The following is a 19,145-nucleotide window of genomic DNA, read 5'->3' as shown; positions in this document are numbered from 1 at the left end:
TTTCTGTATTATTCGATAATCTTCTTCGATGCGCTGGCCGCGCGGCCGGCACCCGATTCTAACCAACCGAACAGCGAGTACCAATGCGCCAGCCTGCCCTCACCTCCACCGCCAGCTTCCAGGCCCTCGAAACGCACGCCATCGAGGCCGAAGACTGGGAACTGCGCGGCCTGTTTGCCGCCGACCCGCAACGCTTCCCGAAACTGACCGTCGATGCGGCGGGCTTGTTCCTAGACTATTCAAAAAACCGGCTTGACGGGCGCACGCTTGAACTGCTGATCGACCTGGCGCAGGAGCGCGGCGTCGAAACCCAGCGCGACGCCATGTTCGCCGGCGAGCGCATCAACCTCACCGAACGGCGCGCCGTGCTGCACACCGCCCTGCGCGCGCCGCGCGGCACGCCGCTGGTGGTCGACGGCCAGGACGTCAACGCCGACGTCCACGAAGTGCTCGACCGGATGCGCATTTTCACCGACGCCGTGCGCGCCGGCACCTGGCTTGGCCACAGCGGCAAACCGATCACCGACATCGTCAACATCGGCATCGGCGGTTCCGACCTGGGACCGAAGATGATCTGCCTGGCCCTGCGTCAATACGCGCACCCGCGCCTGACGATGCACTTCGTCTCCAACGTGGACGGCCACGACATGGACGCCGCGCTCGCCAAGGTCAATCCCGAAACGACCTTGTTCATCATCGCCTCGAAAACCTTCACCACCACCGAAACCATGATGAACGCGCAGACCGCGCGCACCTGGTTCCTGCAGCACGCGCCGGAAGACGCGCTGGCGCGCCATTTTGTCGCCGTCTCCACCAACACCGAAGCGATCAAGGCCTTCGGCATCGACCCGGCCAATATGTTCCCGTTCTGGGACTGGGTCGGCGGGCGTTATTCGGTGTGGTCGGCGATCGGCCTGTCGGTCGCGCTGGCGGTGGGTTTTGGCCACTTCAGCGACTTGCTGGCCGGCGCGCACGCGATGGACCAGCACTTCCAGCAAGCGCCCCTGGAAGCGAACATGCCGGTGCTGCTTGCGCTGGTGGGCTTCTGGAACCGCCAGTTCCTCGGTTGCGGCTCGGTCTCGATCGCGCCCTACCACCAGGACCTGAACCGCTTCCCGGCGTATTTGCAGCAGCTCGACATGGAAAGCAACGGCAAGCGCGTCACCAAGGGCGGCCAGCCGGTCGACACGCCGACCTGCCCGGTGATCTGGGGCGACTGCGGCACCAACGGCCAGCACGCCTACTTCCAGCTGCTGCACCAGGGTACCGACATCACCCCGATCGACTTCATCGCCGCGCTGCGCCCGGGCCACGAGCTGGAAAACCACCATGCCGCGCTGCTGGCGAACTGCTTCGCCCAGTCCGAAGCCTTCATGCGCGGCAAAACCATCGACGAAGTGCGCATCGACTTGCAGTCGCAGGGCCTGTCGCTGGCCGAAATCGAAGCGCTGGCGCCGCACAAGACCTTCCCCGGCAACCGTCCGAGCAATACCATCCTGATGGAGTACCTCAAGCCCTACACGCTCGGCGCCCTGATTGCGCTGTACGAGCACAAGACTTTTGTCCAGGGCGTGATCTGGGACGTGAACAGTTTCGACCAGTGGGGCGTTGAACTGGGCAAGGTGCTGGCCAAGAAGATCGAGGCGGAACTGACCGGCGAGCCCCAGCCCGAGCTGCACGACAGCTCCACCAATGGCCTGATCGCCATGGCGAAGGCGGCGGTGTAATGGGTACCGGCGCCGTGGTTGACAACATCGCCGTCGCGTACGACACCCCGATGCTGGTGGGCGAATGCCCGCTCTGGCATGCGGGCGAACAGACCTTGTACTGGGTCGACATCGGCGGCTTTACGGTACACGCGCTGCACCCGGCCAGTGGCGCGCACCGCGAGTGGCGCATGGCGAGCGAACCGGCGGCGCTGGCCATCCACGCCGGCGGCGGCCTGGTGGTGGCCACGCGCGCCGGCTTCGTGCACCTTGATACGAACAGCGGAATAGTAGCCGACATCGCCCCCGCGCCGTACGACACCGCCACCACGCGCTTTAACGATGGCCGGGTCGACGCGGCCGGGCGCTTCTGGGTCGGCACCATTTACGAGCCGCGCGACCAGCAGGCGGCGCAGATGTTCTGCCTGGAGAAAGACGTTGTCAGCCTCAAATGGTCGGGCGGGATGATGAACTCGAACGGACTCGGTTTCACGCCGGACGGGCAGGCGATGTACCACGCCGATACCGCGTCGCACCGGATCGACCGCTATCGCTTCGATGTGGCCAGCGGCGAAGCCAGGGCGCGCGAGACATTCCAGCTGTTTTCGGCCGATAAAAAGGCGATTGACTACGGTGGACGGCCAGACGGCGCCGCGGTCGACAGCGAAGGCGCGTACTGGTGCGCGATGTTCGAAGGCGCGCGCCTGCTGCGCTTTGCGGCGTCGGGGGAACTGCTGCGTGAAGTGAGACTGCCGGTCAAGTGCCCGACCATGATCGCCTTCGGCGGCGAGGATTTGCGGACTTTGTATGTGACCAGCGCCAGCCACGGGCGGCCGGAGGCGGAGCGCGCGAGCTATCCGCTCAATGGCTGCGTGCTGTCAATGAAGGTGGACGTGGCCGGGCGGGAGGAGTACGCGTACCAGCCGTAATATGATGGACCGCTCGCCTCAAAACCGTCTTCCCCGCGAAGGCGGGGATCCATAGCACCTTTGCTCAACGGTGCTATGGATCCCCGCCTTCGCGGGGAAGACGGTGCTCGGGTAAGCGATATGCGCTACTGCTACTGCTGCGAATGCTCCGGTACTACTACTGCTACTGCTACTGCTGCTCTGGTACTGCTACTGCTACTGCTACTGCTACGATACGCCTACAACTTCGGCGTCACCGTATACAAATTCTTGAACTCGTTCTCCGTCCCCGGCCCCTTTTCTTTCCCCTGCATCTCGCGCTTGAGCACCACCAGCCGGTTGTTCACCACCCCGAACGTGAATTCCTCCTTCGTGGTCTTCTCATACGACATGAACACCATCAGCTTGGCCTTGACCGTGTGCGTCGTCACTGCCCCCAGCGGCACCCCGTCGGGCCCGAGCCAGAAGCGCGCTTCGATCGTGTTTTCCTTGATGCTGACATTCTGGTTCACCTCTTCCTGCGGCGCCATCACCAGCTCCACCAGCCTGGCCGGCTTGCCCTGGTAGGTATCGGCGCGCTCCGACTTGAACTGCGCAATCGACAGCGACTGCAGCAAACGCGGCGCGTAATTCATCGCGACCGCCAGGCGCGGCGCCGAACTCGATCCCACCAGTTGCGACAAGGCCTGCTTGCGCCTGGCCCCCTTCGCCACGCTCGACTCGTCCGCCGCGCGCTTGAGCAGCCCGCGGTCCCAGCGGATTTCCAGCCCGCCCGGATCATCCTCCACCTGCGCCACCACCATCGCCGTTTCCGGCCCCTTGAGCGGCTTGGCGTCGAACTCCGTGTGCGTCTCGCGCGCCTCGTACGCCGCGCGCAAGGTCCCCTGGCCCTGCAACAGCGCGAGCGCGCTCTTCATGTCCTCAAACCCGCCCGCGCAAGCGGGACCGGCGGCCAGCAAACCCATCATTACCAAGTATTTCATCGCCATCCTGTCGTTTAGTCGCCATCGAAGTACCGATTCCGGCGAGTAATATACCTTCTAACAACGGTGCACGGCAAAATGCCAGTTGTGCAGAAACGATTCCATGCCCGGTGATAAACTAGCGTGCTATTGAGAATGCAAAAAATACACTGAAGGAAGTCACTTGAACATGCTGGTCAATACAGGCATCACCGGACTGGACGAAGTTCTGCTCGGGGGCATCCCGCGCGGCAACAACCTGATCGTGGAAGGCGCGCCCGGCACCGGCAAGACCACGTTCGGCCTGGGCTTCATCTATGCCGGCGCGGCCCTGTACGACGAACCGGGCGCCATCGTCTCGTTCGAACTCGATACGGCCAAGCTGCTGCGCGACGCCTCGGGTTTCAACTGGGACCTGCAAGGCCTGATCGACGCCGGCAAGATCAAGGTGATCCAGACCAGTCCCGCCGTGCTGCTCAGCGAGTTCCGCAACGCCGACGGCGCCTTTGCCGACGCCCTCAGGTCGATCGGCGCCAAGCGCCTGCTGATCGACGGCCTCACGCCCATGCGCCTGTACGCCGAAGTGCACGACAAGCCGTTCCGCGAAGACGTGCACCTGCTCATCGAAGGCCTGGCGCGCATGGGCGTGACCACCATGGTCACCGCCGAACGCGATGAAAGTCTCGGTTCGGTGCCGTCGCACGAGCGCTTCGTGTTCGATACCATCATCTCGCTCACGCGCGAAGAACACCGCCGCCGCGTCACCCGGCGCCTGACGGTGCTCAAGTCGCGCGGCCAGGACTTCATCGCTGGCAGCCACACCATGCGCATCGAAGCCGGGCGCGGGGTGCACGTCTACCGGCGCGCGCAGTCGCGCCCCATCAGCCTGATCGACCAGCAAACCTCCGACCAGCGCATCTCGACCGGCTCCAAAGCCATCGACGAGATGATGGACGGCGGTCTGTACGCCGGCTCGGTCACCATGGTCAGCGGCATCTCGGGCACCGGCAAGACCGTGTTCAGCGTGCAGTTCCTGACCGCCGCCGTGGGCACCGGCCACAAGACCTTGCTGGTGAGCCTGGACGAACACCCGCGCCAGTTGATCCGCAACGCCGCCACCCTCGGTTTCGACCTGGCCGGCCTGGTCGACAAGGGCGAGCTGTTCATCCACTACGAGTCGCCGCTCGAACTCGAACTCGATATCCACTTCGACCGCATCATCAAGCTGGTCGAGGAAAAAGGCATCGACTGCGTGGTGTTCGACTCGTGCGCGGTGTACGAAATGACCAGCCCGAGCGAGGTGGCCGACTACCTGTACGCGCTGGCCACTTTCTTCAAGAACCGGCTGGCGACCATCGTCTTCAATTACGAGAGCCCGGAGCTGCTGGGCATTTCGCAGATCAGCGAAGAGCTCAAGGGCTCGCACCTGGTCGACAACATCATCCTGCTCAACTACGTCGAAATCTCCACCGTGCTGCGGCGCGCGATCGCCGTGCCCAAGGTGCGCGGCAGCCGCAATCGCCAGATCACGCGCGAATACGTGATCGCCGAGGGCGGCTTGCAGCTGCTCGACGAAGAAGGCGGCTATGCCGATTCGGCCGGGGTGGTGCCGCAGCTGCCGTTTTCCTCGTATTACGGCCTGCTTTCGCGCTCGCCGTCGCGCCAGAGCCCCCTGGTCGAAGACGCGGTGGCGCGCGGAGCACCGCTGCCCGACTCGGTCGAACTGCCGACCGATAATCCGGCATGATCAACCTTGCCGTCGCCGGCGATGCCGGCATCGACTGGGATGAATGGGTCACGCCGCTGACCCAGTTTTCGCAGGCCAGCGGCCTGACGGTGTCGCTGTACGACGTGCGCGGCTGGCGCCAGCTGGGGCCGCTGGTGGCTTCCTCCACCGCGCGCGTGCTCGCCACGTCCTCCTTGTGGCGCGACGACGGTCCCGGCACGGCCCTGGAGAAGCGCATCGCCGCGCGCGTGTTCGCCGGCCAGAGCGCCGAAGAAAGCAGCTTTCACGGCATGCGCGTGTGCAGCCTGGCGCTGACCCAGTTCGGCCAGGTGTACGGTGTTCTGGTGTACGGCTGGCGCTTCAACGACTTCAGCTCGCCGATGGCGTGCGAGAGCATCGGCGCGCAAGTGGGCGTGTCGGGCAATGCGCTGTGGAGCGAGGTGCGGCTCGAGTCGCCCGTCTCCGAAGCGCGCCTGGCCACCTACGGCGCGCTGCTGCAAACGCTGGCCGGGTCGATCGACCGCCAGCGCGAAACCATCGAAGAACTCAATCGCGTCAACCGCGCGCGCGACCTGTTCCTGGCCACGGTGTCGCACGAGATGCGCACCCCGCTGTCGGCGCTGTCGATGCGCATCGAGGTGCTGCTCAAAACCGTGAGCGACCTGCCGCCCAAGGTGGAAACCGGCTTGATGGCGATGCGCGTGCACATCGGCCAGGAAGCGGCCATGATCGACGACCTGATCGACGCCGCGCGCACCCTGACCGGACAAATGTCGATCACGCGTACGCCGGTGATGCTGGGCCAGGTGCTGCGCGACGCCCTGTCGACGGTGGAAGGCAGCGCCAGCGAAAAGGGGATCATGCTGGCGGTCACGCCGGTCGACTACGGCGACCGCGTGCAGTTGGAGGCCGACGGGCGGCGCTTGCAGCAGGTGCTGTGGAACCTGCTGTTCAACGCCATCAAGTTCACGCCGCGCGGCGGCACCATCCGCGTGGCGATCAGCGAGGGCGCCGAGCAGGTTGATATCGCCGTCGCCGATTCGGGCCAGGGCATCACGGCGCACGACCTGCCCCACGTGTTCGGGGCCTTCAACCTGCAACGGCACGCCAATGCCGCCGGGCTGGGACTGGGCTTGTATATCGCGCGCCATCTGGTGGAGCTGCACGGCGGCTCGCTGTCGGTGGCCAGTGCGGGCAAGGACCAGGGGACCACGTTTACCATCCGCTTGCCGGTGAAGTAAGCGGGCCCTCCCCGCAGCGCGCCACTATTCTTGCTTCTGCTGCGTACAGAACGGCGCCACCTGGCCCAGTTCGCCGAGCCAGGCGCACATGGTCCCCCTGGCGAACGGATAGGCCGGATGCGGGTCCTGCGGATCGACGTTCGGTGTCGCCAGGCTACTTTCCAGCGGCGGGGAACCCGGTGCAAGATCCGGATGCGCGTGGGCAAAGGTGCCGCAGCGATTCAACTCGTAGATCCAGGCGTGCAGCATGTGAAATTGGGGCGTCCACTTGACGTCCGGTGCGACCGGCAAGCCTTTCGCGACGGCATTTCCCGGCAGGCACTGTTTCGGACTCAGCCCTTGCCGGAACGACAGTTTGCGCGCATCCAGGGTGGGATGTTCGTAGTTCAGCCCGGTAAAGCAAACGCCGTTGTGATGGTGCCAGACGTCCTGCTCGCCGGCAAATCCGTCCCCATACAAGTGCGCGAAGGGCACGAAACTGTCTCCCGGAGGATATTTTGTCCCATCCAGGCGGGTCGGCGAGGGCCCGGAATAGTAGAAAACAGCCCACAGGCGCCCTTTGGCATCGTAATTGAGCCCTTCCGGCGCGCCGGGGTCGAACGCGTAGCCGAGCGAGCCTTTTTCCGGGCGCTGCACCCAGTGCGCGCCGTGGCCGTGGAAGGATGGCGTCCAGGGAACGAAACCGGCGCGGATGGCGCTGCGGATGTTGCGGTAGGCCTTGGTTCGCGCGTAGGCGGCAGCCAGCTGGCGGTCGAGTTGCGTGCTTTGCGACCCGGCTTCGGCCGTCGCGATCGCGATATCCTTGCGGTCGAGCAGACGGTCGGCGTTGCGGTCGAAGAAGGCGATGTACTGGCCCGACCTGAGCTGCTGCCTGAGCAGGCGGATGTCGTTGCGCGTTACCGTCCCGTCGCCATCGAAATCGCTGGTGCTCAGGACGGGCGTCGGCTTGGTCGCCGGCGCGCAAAACTCCGCGTGTCCATGTTGTTCCTGGGCGAGCGCGGCGCCGGCGCTGGCCAGCAGGACGGCCAGGACGGCCCTGCGTTGGTGGATTGCTTGCATGATGGATCTCCGAAAGGTAAGGAGCATGTCGACGATTCGATTCGCTTCGATTCGGAAACATGCCGGTTGCACATACCTTGAAACGGCTGTGCTCCGGGGACGGGACAGGCAGGCCGTGCGGCCGCCCTACCCCGTCCGTTGCAATCAAGGTTATCAGCGCGGCGAGCGCCGGCTTTGCGGCATCCTTAGGTTTTCGGGAAGGCGCATCCAATCGGCGCGATCTGGAAACGCGTAGTAAAATTTCTTGCGAACCCCTTATATATGTAGTAAATTTACACAAACAGCTTCGCTACCCTTTCTGCTTGTGCTCCCTTGCGTGCGCCAGCCGGCGGCAACTAGCGGCATCATCATCCGGCCCCCTACTTTCTGCGATCACACACTATGGCTCTTACCGATTTTGACCTCGTTCTTTTTGGCGGCAGCGGCGACCTGTCGATGCGCAAGCTGCTTCCTGCGATGTACGCGCGCGATGTCGCCAACGACCTGCCGCAGACCGCGCGCATCATCTGCGTCGGCCGCAACGACATCTCGCAAGAAGAATTCCTGCAAACGGTCGACAGCACCTCCAAACCGCACGTGAAAAAGCTGGTCGAGGAAGGCTGGGCCAAGTTCGTCAAGCGCATCGTCTACGTCTCGCTCAACGCCACCGACGCCGCCACCTACCCGGCCCTGGTCGAAGCCCTGCGCAACGACGACAAGATCACCCGCGTCTACTACCTGGCCACGCCCCCGCACCTGTTTGCGCAAATCTGCGACAACCTGTCCAGCGCCGGTCTTGCCACCGCCAACTCGCGCGTGGTGCTCGAAAAGCCGCTCGGACGCGACCTCGAATCGGCCAAGCAGATCAACGCCGAAGTCGGCAAGGTCTTCGCCGAATCGCAGATCTACCGGATCGACCACTACCTCGGCAAAGAGACCGTGCAGAACCTGCTGGCCCTGCGCTTCGGGAACATCCTGTTCGAGCCGCTGTGGCGCCGCGAATGGATTTCGGACGTGCAGATCACCATCGCCGAAAAAATCGGCGTCGGCAACCGCATGGGTTATTACGATACCTCCGGCGCCCTGCGCGACATGCTGCAAAACCACCTGCTGCAACTGCTGTGCATCGTCGCCATGGAGCCGCCCACCTCGATCGCGCCCGACGCCGTGCGCGACGCCAAGCTGCAGGTACTGCGCTCGCTCAAGCGCTTTACCCCGACCACCCTGGCGCAGAACATCGTGCGCGGCCAGTACCGCGCCGGCCATGTCGATGGCAAGGCCGTGCCGAGCTACCGCGACGAACCGGATGCGCCGCAGCAGTCGCGCACCGAGACCTTTGTGGCCATCAAGGCCGAAATCGATACCTGGCGCTGGGCCGGCGTGCCGTTCTATCTGCGCACCGGCAAGCGCATGGCCGACGGCCTGGCCGAAATCGTGGTGCGCTTCAAGCAGATTCCGCACTCGATCTTCAACCAGCCGACCAGCAGCTTCCAGCCCAACAGCCTTGTGATCCGCCTGCAACCGGACGAAGGCCTGTCGCTGAACCTGATGGCCAAGACCCCGGGCGACAGCATGCGCCTGAAACAAGCCGAACTCGAACTCGATTTCCGCGAGCAGTTCAAGACCCCGCGCATGGACGCCTACGAGCGCCTGCTGCTGGACGTGCTGCGCGGCCAGCTGACCCTGTTCATGCGCGGCGACGAACTGGAAGCGGCGTGGGAATGGGTCGAACCGATCCTCGATCACTGGGACCAGGAAGACAGCGTGCCGATTCCGTACAGCGCCGGCACCTGGGGCCCTGCCGCAGCCAGCGCCTTGATCGGACGCGATGGCTTACAGTGGCGCGAAGAAGCGCTCCCTGAAGACTAATAATGGGAGCGCAAGGAGTCTTGCCATGCATGGCAAGACCGTTACGCAGGCGCGGTGCGGTGCACCGCGAAACCCCTGCTTCACCTCTCCCTGAAGACTAACGCCAGTGTTACTCGATTCCATCCGCACCCAGCTCGACTCGCTCTCCAAGTCCGAGAAAAAAGTCGCGCTGGCGGTGCTTGAACAACCGTCGGCCACGGTCAGCCAGAACATCACCGCGCTTGCCAGGAGCGCACAGGTGTCCGAGCCGACCGTAGTGCGCTTTTGCCGCACGCTCGGTTACGACGGCTGGCACGAGTTCAAGCTCAAACTGGCCCAGGGCCTGGCCCTGGCCCTGCCCGGCGCCAACGAGCAGCCGGCCCAGGACGACCTGGCGGCCGACCTGGTCAACAAAATCTGCAGCCGTTCCATCAACACCCTGCTCGACCTGCGCAACAACCTCAACCCGGAGGCGGTCCAGCGCGCGCTCGATATTTTGTCGCGCGCGAAAAAGATCGAGTTCTACGGCCAGGGTACGTCGGGCATCGTCGCCACCGACGCCCAGCACAAATTCTTCCGTTCCGGCGTGCCCACCGTGGCCTATGCCGACCCGGCCATCCACAGCATTGCCGCCTCGCTGCTGCATGCGGGCGACGCGGTGGTGGCCATTTCCCAGCGCGGCAACAACTCGGCGCTGGTGCGCTCGGCCAAGCTGGCGCGCCGTGGCGGGGCCGATGTGATCGTGCTGGCGCCTTCCGGCACCCCGCTGGCCGACATGGCCACGGTGCTGATCCCGATCGACCTGGTGTTCAACATCGACCCGTACACGCCGATTTCGGCGCGCCTGGCCTATCTGGTGGTGATCGACGTGCTGGCGGTGGGGCTGGCCCTGCAACGCGGGCCGGAGTTCAGGAAGAAGATGCAGAACGCGCAGAAAGCGTTGCAGGAATTCGACATGCAATTCGATTCCTTTATCGGATAGACAAGGCGGTACATGGTTGTACAATAAGGTTTGATCTACTTACCCGTTAGCGCAACCATGAACCAACTCGAACAACTCAAGCAATTCACCAAGGTCGTTGCCGACACCGGCGATTTTCAGTCGATCAAACAGTACACGCCGCGCGACGCCACCACCAATCCGTCGCTGATCCTCAAGGCGGTGCAAAAACCCGAATACAAACCCCTGCTCGAAAAAGCCGTGCGCGACTTCCCCGACCTGTCCACCGGCGACGTGATCGACCGCGTGCTGGTTGCCTTCGGCATGGAAATCCTCAAGATCATTCCAGGCCGCGTCTCCACCGAGATCGATGCGCGCCTGTCGTTCGATACCGAGGCGACCGTCGCCAAGGGCCGCGAGCTGATCGCCCTGTACGAAGAAGCCGGCGCCGGCCGCGAGCGCGTCCTGATCAAGATCGCCTCGACCTGGGAAGGCATCCGCGCCGCCGAGATTTTGCAGAAAGAAGGCATCCGCTGCAATATGACCCTGCTGTTTTCGCTGGCCCAGGCGATCGCCTGCGCCGAAGCGGGCGCGCAGCTCATTTCGCCGTTCGTCGGCCGCATCTACGACTGGTTCAAAAAGGCCAACGACCTTGAGTATACCGGCGCGGAAGACCCGGGCGTGCAGTCGGTCAAGCGCATTTATAACTACTACCGCAAGTTCGGCTACACCACCGAGGTGATGGGCGCGAGCTTTCGCAACACCTCGCAAATCCTCGAACTGGCCGGCTGCGACCTGCTGACCATCAGCCCGGAACTGCTGCAAAAACTGGCCGACAGCAATGAGCCGGTCGAGCGCAAGCTCACTGCGGGCGCGGGCACGGTATCGATCGAGAAGGTGGCGATCGACGAGAAGACCTTCCGCTTCATGATGAATGAAGATGCGATGGCGACCGAGAAGCTGGCCGAAGGGATTCGCGCGTTCTGCGCCGATTCGGGCAAGCTGAAACAGATCATTACCGGGATGCGTTAATCACTACCGCCACGTCGTCCGCGCACTGCCGGACGACGTGGCGCCTTTCAGGCGCGGAGAGAATCAAGATGCGTATCGACGATTTCCGCACCCAGCTGCTGCAGATCGAAATCCGCCTTGGTCAGCCATCCCCGCACCAGTCCCTCGATCAGGATGAACAACCCCAGCGCCGCCGCTTTCGGCTTGACCGTGTCTTTTAAGCGGCCATGCGCGATCCCTTCCTTCACGATCCGTTCGGCGCTCGCCAGGAAATGCTCGCGATGCTGCATGCGCCGCTCGCGCAAAACCTCCAGCTCGCCCACATACTCCAGCTTGAGGGTAATGATCTCCAGCACCCGGCGCGCCCGTGGATCGTCGACGACCAGGTCGAACACGCACAGCCCATAGCTGCGCAAATGCTCCAGCGGGTCCTCGCCGGCAGCGGCATCGAGCATGCGCATCGCCGCTTCGAGCGGCATGGTGGCGCGCTCCTTCATGGCGTTGAACAGCGCGCCCTTGTCTTCAAAATGCCAGTAAATCGCACCGCGCGTCACGCCGGCCGCGCTGGCGATATGCTGCAAGCTCGTTCCCGACACACCCCGCTCGATGAACAGCAGCTCGGCCGCGTCCATGATGCTGTCGCGCGTTGCCAGCGCGTCTTCCTTTGTCCTGCGGACCATGCAACTAATCCCTTTCAGGGGCTGTCAAACGTTAAACATACAGTCATGTTAGTATATTCCAAAATCAAGAAGCCCGCGATGAACGTTGTAATTACACCCCTACGGCGGGTGTAAGGACGGCTTGTCGCCTACTTAAAGGATGCACACGTAATGCGCCACACCCTCCCCCCTTCCCCGTCCGCGTCCCCGTCGCTGCGCCGGATCGCCGCCTGCACCCTCGCTGCGCTGGCTTTGTTATCGGCCTGCGGCGACAAGAAAGACGCAGCGCCAGGCGCCGGCGCCCAGCGCCCGCCGCCGGAAGTGGGTGTGGTCACGGCCAAATTCGAGCCGGTCGCCCTGCAAACCGAATTGCCGGGCCGGGTCGAACCGATCCGCGTGGCCCAGGTGCGCGCGCGCGTGAACGGCGTGGTGCTCAAGCGCTTGTTTACAGAGGGTAGCGAAGTCAAAGCCGGCCAGGAACTGTTCCAGATCGACCCGGCCTCGTACGCCGCCTCGCTGCTTTCCGCCCAGGCCACCCTCGGCAAGGCCCAGGCCAACCTGACCCAGGCCGCCGCCCAGGCCGGGCGCTACAAGCCGCTGGTGGAAGCGAACGCGGTCAGCAAGCAGGAATACATCAACGTCGTCGCCACCCAGAAGCAGGCCGAGGCCGACGTGGCGGCCGCCAGGGCGGCGGTGCAGATCGCCCAGATCAACAACGGCTACACCAAGGTCACCGCGCCGATTTCCGGGCGCATCGGCCGCGCCCTGGTCACGGAAGGCGCGCTGGTCAGCGCCACCGAAGCGACCCAGCTGGCCCTGATCCAGCAAACCAATAACGTCTACGTCAACTTCACCCAGTCGGCCACCGACCTGCAACGCCTGCGCAAATCGGCCAACCTCAAGGTGCGCAACGCCGAATCACTGCCGGTGTCGATCATCATGGAAGACGGCTCCGAACTGCCGAACAAGGGCAAGCTGCTGTTCTCCGACGTGAGCGTCGATCCGACCTCGGGCCAGGTCACCCTGCGCGCCGAAGTGGGCAACCAGGATGGCATGCTGCTGCCGGGCCAGTATGTGCGGGTACGCCTGTCACAGGCCGAACTGCCGGCCGGGATGCTCATTCCCCAGCAAGCCGTCACGCGCGGCAGCCAGGGCGACACGGTCATCATCGTCGGCCCGGACGGCAAACCGGGTCCGCGTCCGATCAAGGTGGCGTCGCAGCAGAACGGCAAATGGATCGTCCTCGAAGGCATCAAGCCGGGCGAGCAGGTCGTCGTCGACGGCTTCCAGAAAATGCAGATGCCCGGCATGACGGTCAAGCCGGTGCCGTGGACGCCTACCGCTACGCCAGCGCCAGGCGCCGCGCCGGCTGCCGCCGCTGCGCCCGCGGCCAGCGCCGCGCCGGCCGCCGGACGTTAAACATATAATCAGGACTACTTCATGGCTCGTTTCTTTATTGACCGCCCCATTTTTGCGTGGGTGATCGCATTATTCATCATGGTTGTCGGCGCGGTGGCGATCACCCAGCTGCCGATCGCCCAGTACCCGACCGTCGCGCCGCCGGCGATCGTGGTCACCACCGCCTACCCGGGCGCGTCGGCCCAGACCCTGGAGGACAGCGTCATCAGCGTGATCGAACGCGAGATGAACGGTTCGCCCGGCCTGATCTACATGGAATCGAACAGCCAGGCCAACGGCACCGGCACCATCACCTTGAGCTTCGAGACCGGCACCAATGCCGACCTGGCCCAGGTCGACGTGCAGAACCGCCTTGGCCGCGCCACCCCGCGCCTGCCGCAGGCGGTGGTGCAGCAGGGCGTGCGCGTCGATAAAGCGCGTTCCAACTTCCTGCTGTTTACCATCCTCTCGTCGGACGATCCGAAATGGGACCCGATCGCGCTCGGCGACTACGCCTCGCGCACCGTGCTCCCTGAAATCCAGCGTATCCGCGGGGTCGGCCAGGCCCAGTTGTTCGGTACCGAAAAAGCCATGCGCATCTGGATCGATCCGGCCAAGCTGGTCGGCTTCAACCTGTCGCCGGCCGATGTCAACAACGCCATCCGCACCCAGAACGCGCAAGTCGCCTCGGGCACCATTGGCGACCTGCCGAACATCGGCGGGCAAGCCATTACCGCCACCGTGGTCGTCACCGGCCAGCTGGCCAACGTCGAACAGTTCGGCAATATCGTCCTGCGCGCCAATCCGGACGGCTCCACCGTGCGCCTGAAGGAAGTGGCGCGCATCGAAATCGGCGGCCAGAGCTACTCCACGTCGGCCCGTTTGAACGGCAAGCCGTCGACCGGTATCGGCATCCAGCTGGCCCCGAGCGGCAACGCGCTGGAAACGGCCAAGCTGGTACGCGCGCGCATGACCGAACTGTCCAAGTATTTCCCGCCCGGGATGAAATACGCGGTGCCGTTCGACAGCTCGGCCTTCGTCGAGATCTCGATCAAACAAGTGCTGGAAACCCTGGTCGAAGCGGTGGTGCTGGTGTTCCTGGTGATGTACCTGTTCCTGCAAAACTTCCGCTACACCCTCATTCCCACCATCGTGGTGCCGGTGGCGCTGCTTGGGTCGCTGGCCTGCCTGCTGGCGATGGGCTTTTCGATCAACGTGCTGACCATGTTCGGCATGGTGCTGGTGATCGGTATCGTGGTCGATGACGCCATCGTGGTGGTCGAAAACGTCGAGCGCATCATGAGCGAAGAAGGCTTGCCGCCGCTGGAAGCGACGCGCAAGGCGATGGGCCAGATTTCGGGCGCCATCATCGGCGTGACCGTGGTGCTGGTGTCGGTGTTCGTGCCGCTGGCCTTCTTTGCCGGCGCGGTCGGTAACATCTACCGCCAGTTCTCGGCGGTGATGGTCACCTCGATCATCTTCTCGGCCTTCATGGCGCTCTCGCTCACGCCGGCCATGTGCGCCCACTTCCTGCAACCGGTGGAAGCCGGCCACCATCACGCCAAGACCGGTTTCTTCGGCTGGTTCAACCGTGGTTTCACGCGCACCGCCAAAAAATACGAAGGCTGGGTCGCCACCACCTTGCGCCACACCGGCCGCTCGATGATCGTGTTCGTGGCGCTGGTCGCCGTGGTGGGCCTCTTGTTCGTGCGCCTGCCGAACTCCTTCCTGCCGAACGAAGACCAGGGCTACATCATCGCCAACTTCCAGCTGCCGCCTGGCGCCACGCTGGAGCGCACCGGCAAGGCGCTGCGCGAAGCCGAAGACTTCATCCTCGCGCAGCCGGAAGTGGCCAGCATGGTCGGCGTGCAGGGTTTCAGCTTCTCGGGTTCGGGCCAGAACATGGCACTCGGCTTCATCACGCTCAAGAACTGGAAAGAGCGCGGCGGCGCCGGCCACAGCGCCAGCGACGTGGCCGGCCGCATCTCGGGCCGCATGAGTAAAGTGCGCGACGCCTTCATCTTCGCCATCAGCCCGCCGCCGATTCCTGAACTGGGCAGCAGCACCGGCTTCTCGTTCCGCCTGCAGGACCGTGGCGGACTGGGACGCGAAGCGCTGCTGGCGGCGCGCGGCCAGGTGCTCGGCGCGGCCAGCAAGAGCCCGATTCTCGCCGGCGTGCGTCCGGAAGGCCTGGAAGACGCGCCGCAAGTGCAGCTCGAAATCGACCGCGACAAGGCCAATGCGCAGGGCGTCACTTTCGACGCCATCAACACCGCCATTTCGACCTCGCTCGGTTCCTCGTACGTGAACGACTTCCCGAACGCCGGCCGCCTGCAACGCGTGGTGGTGCAAGCCGACGCCAAGGACCGCATGCAGCCGGAAGACCTGCTCAAACTGAACGCCGTCAACAACAAGGGCCAGCAAGTGCCGCTGTCGTCGTTCGCCACGACGCGCTGGATCACCGGCCCGATGCAGACGGTGCGCTACAACGGTTACCCGACCATGCGTATCGCGGGCGACGCCGCGCCGGGCCGCAGCACCGGTGAAGCGCTGGCCGAAATGGAACGCATCGCCTCCGAACTGCCGGCCGGCTTCGGCTTCGAATGGACCGGCCAGTCGCGCGAAGAACAGCTCTCCGGTTCGACCGTGTTCATCCTGCTCGGCTTCGCCCTGCTGGCGGTATTTCTGGCCCTGGCGGCGCTGTACGAAAGCTGGTCGATTCCGGTGTCGGTGCTGCTGGTGGTGCCGCTCGGCGTGCTGGGCGCGCTGCTGGCGGCGGGCAGCCGGGGCTTTCCGAATGACGTGTACTTCAAGGTCGGCCTGATTACCATTATCGGCCTGGGCGCGAAGAACGCGGTCTTGATTATCGAATTCGCCAAGGACCTGCAAGCGCAGGGCAAACCGCTGGTGGAAGCGGCCATCGAAGCGTGCCACCTGCGCTTCCGTCCGATCCTGATGACCTCCTTCGCCTTCATCCTCGGCGTGATGCCGCTGGTGATCGCCAGCGGTGCGGGTTCGGCCAGCCAGCGCGCCATCGGTACCGGCGTGGCCGGCGGCATGATCACCGCGACCGCACTGGGCGTGTTCTTCATCCCCGTGTTCTTCGTGGTGGTGCGCAAACTATTCAAGGGCAGCGAGCGCCAGCGCATGAAATACGCGCACGAAGACGGCGCCGCGCCGATCGCAGAGGTAAAACATGACTGATTTGATGACCCGATTGACTCCCCTGGCGCTCGCGCTGGCCTTGGCCGGCTGCGCCTCGATGGCGCCCAAGTACGAGCGGCCGGCGGCACCCGTCGCTCCCGCCTTCCCGGCGAGCGCCTTCGGGCAGGCGCCGCCGCTGGCCGGCGCCAGCAGCGAAGCGGCGTCCAGTATCGCCTGGCAGCGCTTCTTTGCCGACGCGCGCCTGAAGCAGTTGATCGAACTGGCGCTGACCAACAACCGCGACTTGCGCGTGGCGATCCTGAACATCGAACAGGCGCGCGCGCAGTACCAGATCCGCCGCGCCGACCGCCTGCCGTCGCTCAACCTGAGCGTGGCCGGCAGCCGCTCGCCGGGACCGGACGACAGCATCAGCAGCGTCTACACGGCCGGCATTGGCGTGAGCTCGTTCGAGCTCGACCTGTTCGGCCGCGTGCGCAGCCTGAGCGACGCCGGCCTGGCGCAGTACCTGGCCAGCGAAGAAGCGCGCAAGAGCACCCATATCAGCCTGGTGGCCTCGGTCGCGAATGCGTATCTGAGTTTGCTGGCCGATGAAGAACTGCTGGGCCTCACCCAAAAAACCTTGTCCGCGCGCGAAGAGTCGCTCAAGCTGATCCAGCTCAAATACGACAATGGCGTGGTCTCCAAGCTCGACCTGCAGCAGGGATTGTCGCTGGTCGACAGCGCCCGCGTGGTACTGGCGCAGCAACAGCGCCAGCGCGCGCAGGATCTGAATCTGCTCACGCTGCTGGTCGGCCAGAGCCTGCCGGCGGGGCCCGATACCAGCACCACCCTGGCGGCGATGTCGCTGAGCGAACTGCCGGCCGGGCTGCCGTCGGACCTGCTGACGGTGCGCCCGGACATCCGCGCCGCCGAGCAGCAGCTGATCGCCGCCAACGCCAACATTGGCGCTGCGCGCGCGGCATTTTTCCCGCGCATTACGCTGACCGGCAATGCGGGCAGCGCCAGCAACGAGTTGAGCGGCTTGTTCAAGGGCGGCTCGTACGGCTGGACCTTTGCGCCGCAGATGGTGCTGCCGATCTTCGACTACGGCCGCAACAGCGCCAACCTGGGCAGCGCCAAGGCCGGGCGCGAGATCGCTGTGGCGCAGTACGAAAAATCGGTGCAGACTGCCTTCCGCGAAGTATCCGACGCGCTGGCGGGCCAGGCCACGTTCGGCGAGCAGGTGCGGGCGCAGCGCGCGGTGGCCGAAGCCGAGGCCGAGCGTTTCAAGCTGTCGGACCTGCGCTACCGCAGCGGCGCGTCGAGCTACCTCGACCTGCTCGACGCCCAGCGCTCTGTGTTTTCGGCCGAACAGGCGGCGGTGCAGGCGAATTTGCAGCGCCTGCAAAACCAGGTCACCCTGTACCGCGTGCTCGGCGGCGGCTGGACCGTGCCGCAATAAACTCCCCCGCCGGTGCCAGGTCTGACACCGGCGGGGGGTATTCATGGAAACCACATGTGTACGCTATTTAATACAACCGTCATCGCCGCCGCGTGCTTGCTTTCCGCCAGCGCCAGCGCGGGCGCCGCCCAGCAAGCCGACTTGCCGGCACGCCTGGCCAGCCACGTGCGCGCCATCGCTTCCACCGAGCACAACACCGGTACGCCCGCCGAACTCGAAAAAGCCGCCCTGTATATCGAATCGACCCTCGCCGCCCAGGGCTACACGGTGCGCCGCGACGAGTATGTTTTCGATGGCCACAAGGTGCGCAACCTAGAGGTGTCGATATCGAACACCGCTCCGGGCAAGCAGCCTGAACGCATCTATATTGTCGGCGCCCACTACGATTCCGCACCCGGCACCCCCGGCGCCAACGATAACGGCAGCGGCACCGCCGCCGTGCTGGAACTGGCACGCTTGCTCAAGGGCCTGGTGCCGGCTGCCGGCAAGGAACTCAAATTCGTCCTGTTCGTAAACGAAGAACCACCCTACTACAACGGCCCGGGCATGGGCAGCCGCCGCCATGCGCGCGCACTCAAGGCGCGCGCGGCGAACGTGGAAGCGGCACTCATCCTGGAAACCATCGGTTACTATTCCAACGCCAGCAACAGCCAGCGCTACCCGCCCGGCATCGGCGCGTTTTATCCCGACCAGGGCAATTTCATCGGCTTCGTCAGCACCCTCGGTTCGATGGGACTGGTGCGCAGGACCGTGTCGGCCTTCCGCGATGCCTCGTCCTTTCCCGCCCAGGCGCTGGCGGCGCCGTCGTTCGTGCGCGGCGTTACCTGGTCCGATCACACCTCCTACAACCTCGAGGGCTACAGCGCGATCATGATCACCGATACCGCGACCATGCGCTACCCGCACTACCACACCAGCGCCGATACGCCCGATAAACTCGATTACGCCAGCATGTCCAGGGTGGTCGAGGGCATGTCGAGCGTGATCGGGACGATGCTGCAAGGGCGCTGACGCCCCCGGCGCGGCCTGCGCGCCGCACGCAGCACCTTGGATCAACGCCGGTTTCGCGGTATGCTATGCCTCAAGATCCTCCTTACGCGGG

The 19,145-nt window shown here is 64.5% G+C and carries 14 protein-coding genes; 11 read left to right on the top strand and 3 right to left on the bottom strand.

Features of this window, described 5'->3' with window-relative positions; translation table 11 throughout:
- The first annotated feature begins 83 nt into the window (after positions 1 to 83).
- Both pgi and F1609_RS10840 read left to right on the top strand, forming a co-directional pair.
- Positions 84 to 1,727, top strand: a complete 1,644-nt coding sequence (pgi, locus tag F1609_RS10845; protein ID WP_167076460.1) for a glucose-6-phosphate isomerase — start codon at positions 84 to 86, stop codon at positions 1,725 to 1,727.
- Entirely contained in the window at positions 1,727 to 2,635 is a 909-nt protein-coding gene (locus tag F1609_RS10840) for an SMP-30/gluconolactonase/LRE family protein (protein ID WP_229421807.1), read from the top strand. The genes pgi and F1609_RS10840 overlap by 1 nt, the downstream gene beginning before the upstream one ends.
- Before the next feature lie 218 nt (positions 2,636 to 2,853).
- Here F1609_RS10840 and F1609_RS10835 read toward each other — a convergent pair whose 3' ends face one another.
- Positions 2,854 to 3,597, bottom strand: coding sequence for a hypothetical protein (locus tag F1609_RS10835; protein WP_167076459.1), 744 nt, complete (start codon positions 3,595 to 3,597; stop codon positions 2,854 to 2,856).
- Between the two features lie 169 nt (positions 3,598 to 3,766).
- Here F1609_RS10835 and F1609_RS10830 point away from each other — a divergent pair, with 169 nt between their 5' ends.
- Positions 3,767 to 5,323 carry an ATPase domain-containing protein gene (locus tag F1609_RS10830; protein WP_167076458.1) on the top strand — a complete coding sequence of 519 codons (1,557 nt, stop codon included), beginning with the start codon at positions 3,767 to 3,769 and terminating at the stop codon, positions 5,321 to 5,323.
- Positions 5,320 to 6,543, top strand: a complete 1,224-nt coding sequence (locus tag F1609_RS10825) for a sensor histidine kinase (protein WP_167076457.1) — start codon at positions 5,320 to 5,322, stop codon at positions 6,541 to 6,543. Before F1609_RS10830 ends, F1609_RS10825 begins: the two co-directional genes overlap by 4 nt.
- Before the next feature lie 24 nt (positions 6,544 to 6,567).
- Here F1609_RS10825 and F1609_RS10820 read toward each other — a convergent pair whose 3' ends face one another.
- The gene (locus F1609_RS10820) at positions 6,568 to 7,602 is read right to left on the bottom strand and encodes a hypothetical protein (RefSeq protein WP_167076456.1); all 1,035 of its coding nucleotides are present in this window, start codon (positions 7,600 to 7,602) and stop codon (positions 6,568 to 6,570) included.
- Positions 7,603 to 7,983: 381 nt separating this feature from the next.
- On the opposite strand from F1609_RS10820, the gene zwf reads away from it, so the two are divergent.
- From zwf to tal, 3 genes are all read left to right on the top strand, one after another.
- Positions 7,984 to 9,450: a glucose-6-phosphate dehydrogenase gene (zwf, locus tag F1609_RS10815; RefSeq protein ID WP_167076455.1), complete on the top strand. Its 1,467-nt coding sequence runs from the start codon at positions 7,984 to 7,986 to the stop codon at positions 9,448 to 9,450.
- A 106-nt stretch (positions 9,451 to 9,556) separates the two neighbouring features.
- A complete protein-coding gene (locus F1609_RS10810; RefSeq protein WP_167076454.1) occupies positions 9,557 to 10,411 on the top strand; it encodes an SIS domain-containing protein in 855 nt (284 codons plus the stop codon).
- A 57-nt stretch (positions 10,412 to 10,468) separates the two neighbouring features.
- Entirely contained in the window at positions 10,469 to 11,401 is a 933-nt protein-coding gene (tal, locus tag F1609_RS10805) for a transaldolase (RefSeq protein WP_167076453.1), read from the top strand.
- A gap of 47 nt (positions 11,402 to 11,448) precedes the next feature.
- On the opposite strand, the gene F1609_RS10800 is transcribed toward tal, so the two are convergent.
- The gene (locus tag F1609_RS10800; RefSeq protein ID WP_167076452.1) at positions 11,449 to 12,060 is read right to left on the bottom strand and encodes a TetR family transcriptional regulator; all 612 of its coding nucleotides are present in this window, start codon (positions 12,058 to 12,060) and stop codon (positions 11,449 to 11,451) included.
- A 150-nt stretch (positions 12,061 to 12,210) separates the two neighbouring features.
- Here F1609_RS10800 and F1609_RS10795 point away from each other — a divergent pair, with 150 nt between their 5' ends.
- From F1609_RS10795 to F1609_RS10780, 4 genes are read left to right on the top strand one after another with little or no spacing between them, the layout of a single operon-like run.
- Entirely contained in the window at positions 12,211 to 13,458 is a 1,248-nt protein-coding gene (locus tag F1609_RS10795) for an efflux RND transporter periplasmic adaptor subunit (RefSeq protein ID WP_167076451.1), read from the top strand.
- Positions 13,459 to 13,479: 21 nt separating this feature from the next.
- A complete protein-coding gene (locus F1609_RS10790; RefSeq protein WP_167076450.1) occupies positions 13,480 to 16,641 on the top strand; it encodes an efflux RND transporter permease subunit in 3,162 nt (1,053 codons plus the stop codon).
- Positions 16,634 to 18,043: an efflux transporter outer membrane subunit gene (locus F1609_RS10785; protein ID WP_229421806.1), complete on the top strand. Its 1,410-nt coding sequence runs from the start codon at positions 16,634 to 16,636 to the stop codon at positions 18,041 to 18,043. Before F1609_RS10790 ends, F1609_RS10785 begins: the two co-directional genes overlap by 8 nt.
- 54 nt (positions 18,044 to 18,097) lie before the next feature.
- Complete coding sequence (locus tag F1609_RS10780; RefSeq protein WP_167076449.1) at positions 18,098 to 19,054, top strand: M28 family peptidase; 957 nt, start codon at positions 18,098 to 18,100, stop codon at positions 19,052 to 19,054.
- The last annotated feature ends 91 nt before the right edge of the window (positions 19,055 to 19,145 follow it).

This window comes from Massilia aquatica (genome assembly GCF_011682045.1).
GTDB classification, from domain to species: domain Bacteria; phylum Pseudomonadota; class Gammaproteobacteria; order Burkholderiales; family Burkholderiaceae_D; genus Telluria_A; species Telluria_A aquatica.
The sequence above is the reverse complement of the archived record's forward strand: the minus strand, read 5'-3'. Positions and strand labels throughout refer to the sequence as shown.

Coding starts and splice junctions, on each gene's coding strand:
- pgi (WP_167076460.1), top strand. CDS start 84: ATGCGCCAGCCTGCCCTCACCTCCACCGCCAGCTTCCAGGCCCTCGAA.
- F1609_RS10840 (WP_229421807.1), top strand. CDS start 1,727: ATGGGTACCGGCGCCGTGGTTGACAACATCGCCGTCGCGTACGACACC.
- F1609_RS10835 (WP_167076459.1), bottom strand. CDS start 3,597: ATGAAATACTTGGTAATGATGGGTTTGCTGGCCGCCGGTCCCGCTTGC.
- F1609_RS10830 (WP_167076458.1), top strand. CDS start 3,767: ATGCTGGTCAATACAGGCATCACCGGACTGGACGAAGTTCTGCTCGGG.
- F1609_RS10825 (WP_167076457.1), top strand. CDS start 5,320: ATGATCAACCTTGCCGTCGCCGGCGATGCCGGCATCGACTGGGATGAA.
- F1609_RS10820 (WP_167076456.1), bottom strand. CDS start 7,602: ATGCAAGCAATCCACCAACGCAGGGCCGTCCTGGCCGTCCTGCTGGCC.
- zwf (WP_167076455.1), top strand. CDS start 7,984: ATGGCTCTTACCGATTTTGACCTCGTTCTTTTTGGCGGCAGCGGCGAC.
- tal (WP_167076453.1), top strand. CDS start 10,469: ATGAACCAACTCGAACAACTCAAGCAATTCACCAAGGTCGTTGCCGAC.
- F1609_RS10800 (WP_167076452.1), bottom strand. CDS start 12,060: ATGGTCCGCAGGACAAAGGAAGACGCGCTGGCAACGCGCGACAGCATC.
- F1609_RS10795 (WP_167076451.1), top strand. CDS start 12,211: ATGCGCCACACCCTCCCCCCTTCCCCGTCCGCGTCCCCGTCGCTGCGC.
- F1609_RS10790 (WP_167076450.1), top strand. CDS start 13,480: ATGGCTCGTTTCTTTATTGACCGCCCCATTTTTGCGTGGGTGATCGCA.
- F1609_RS10785 (WP_229421806.1), top strand. CDS start 16,634: ATGACTGATTTGATGACCCGATTGACTCCCCTGGCGCTCGCGCTGGCC.
- F1609_RS10780 (WP_167076449.1), top strand. CDS start 18,098: ATGTGTACGCTATTTAATACAACCGTCATCGCCGCCGCGTGCTTGCTT.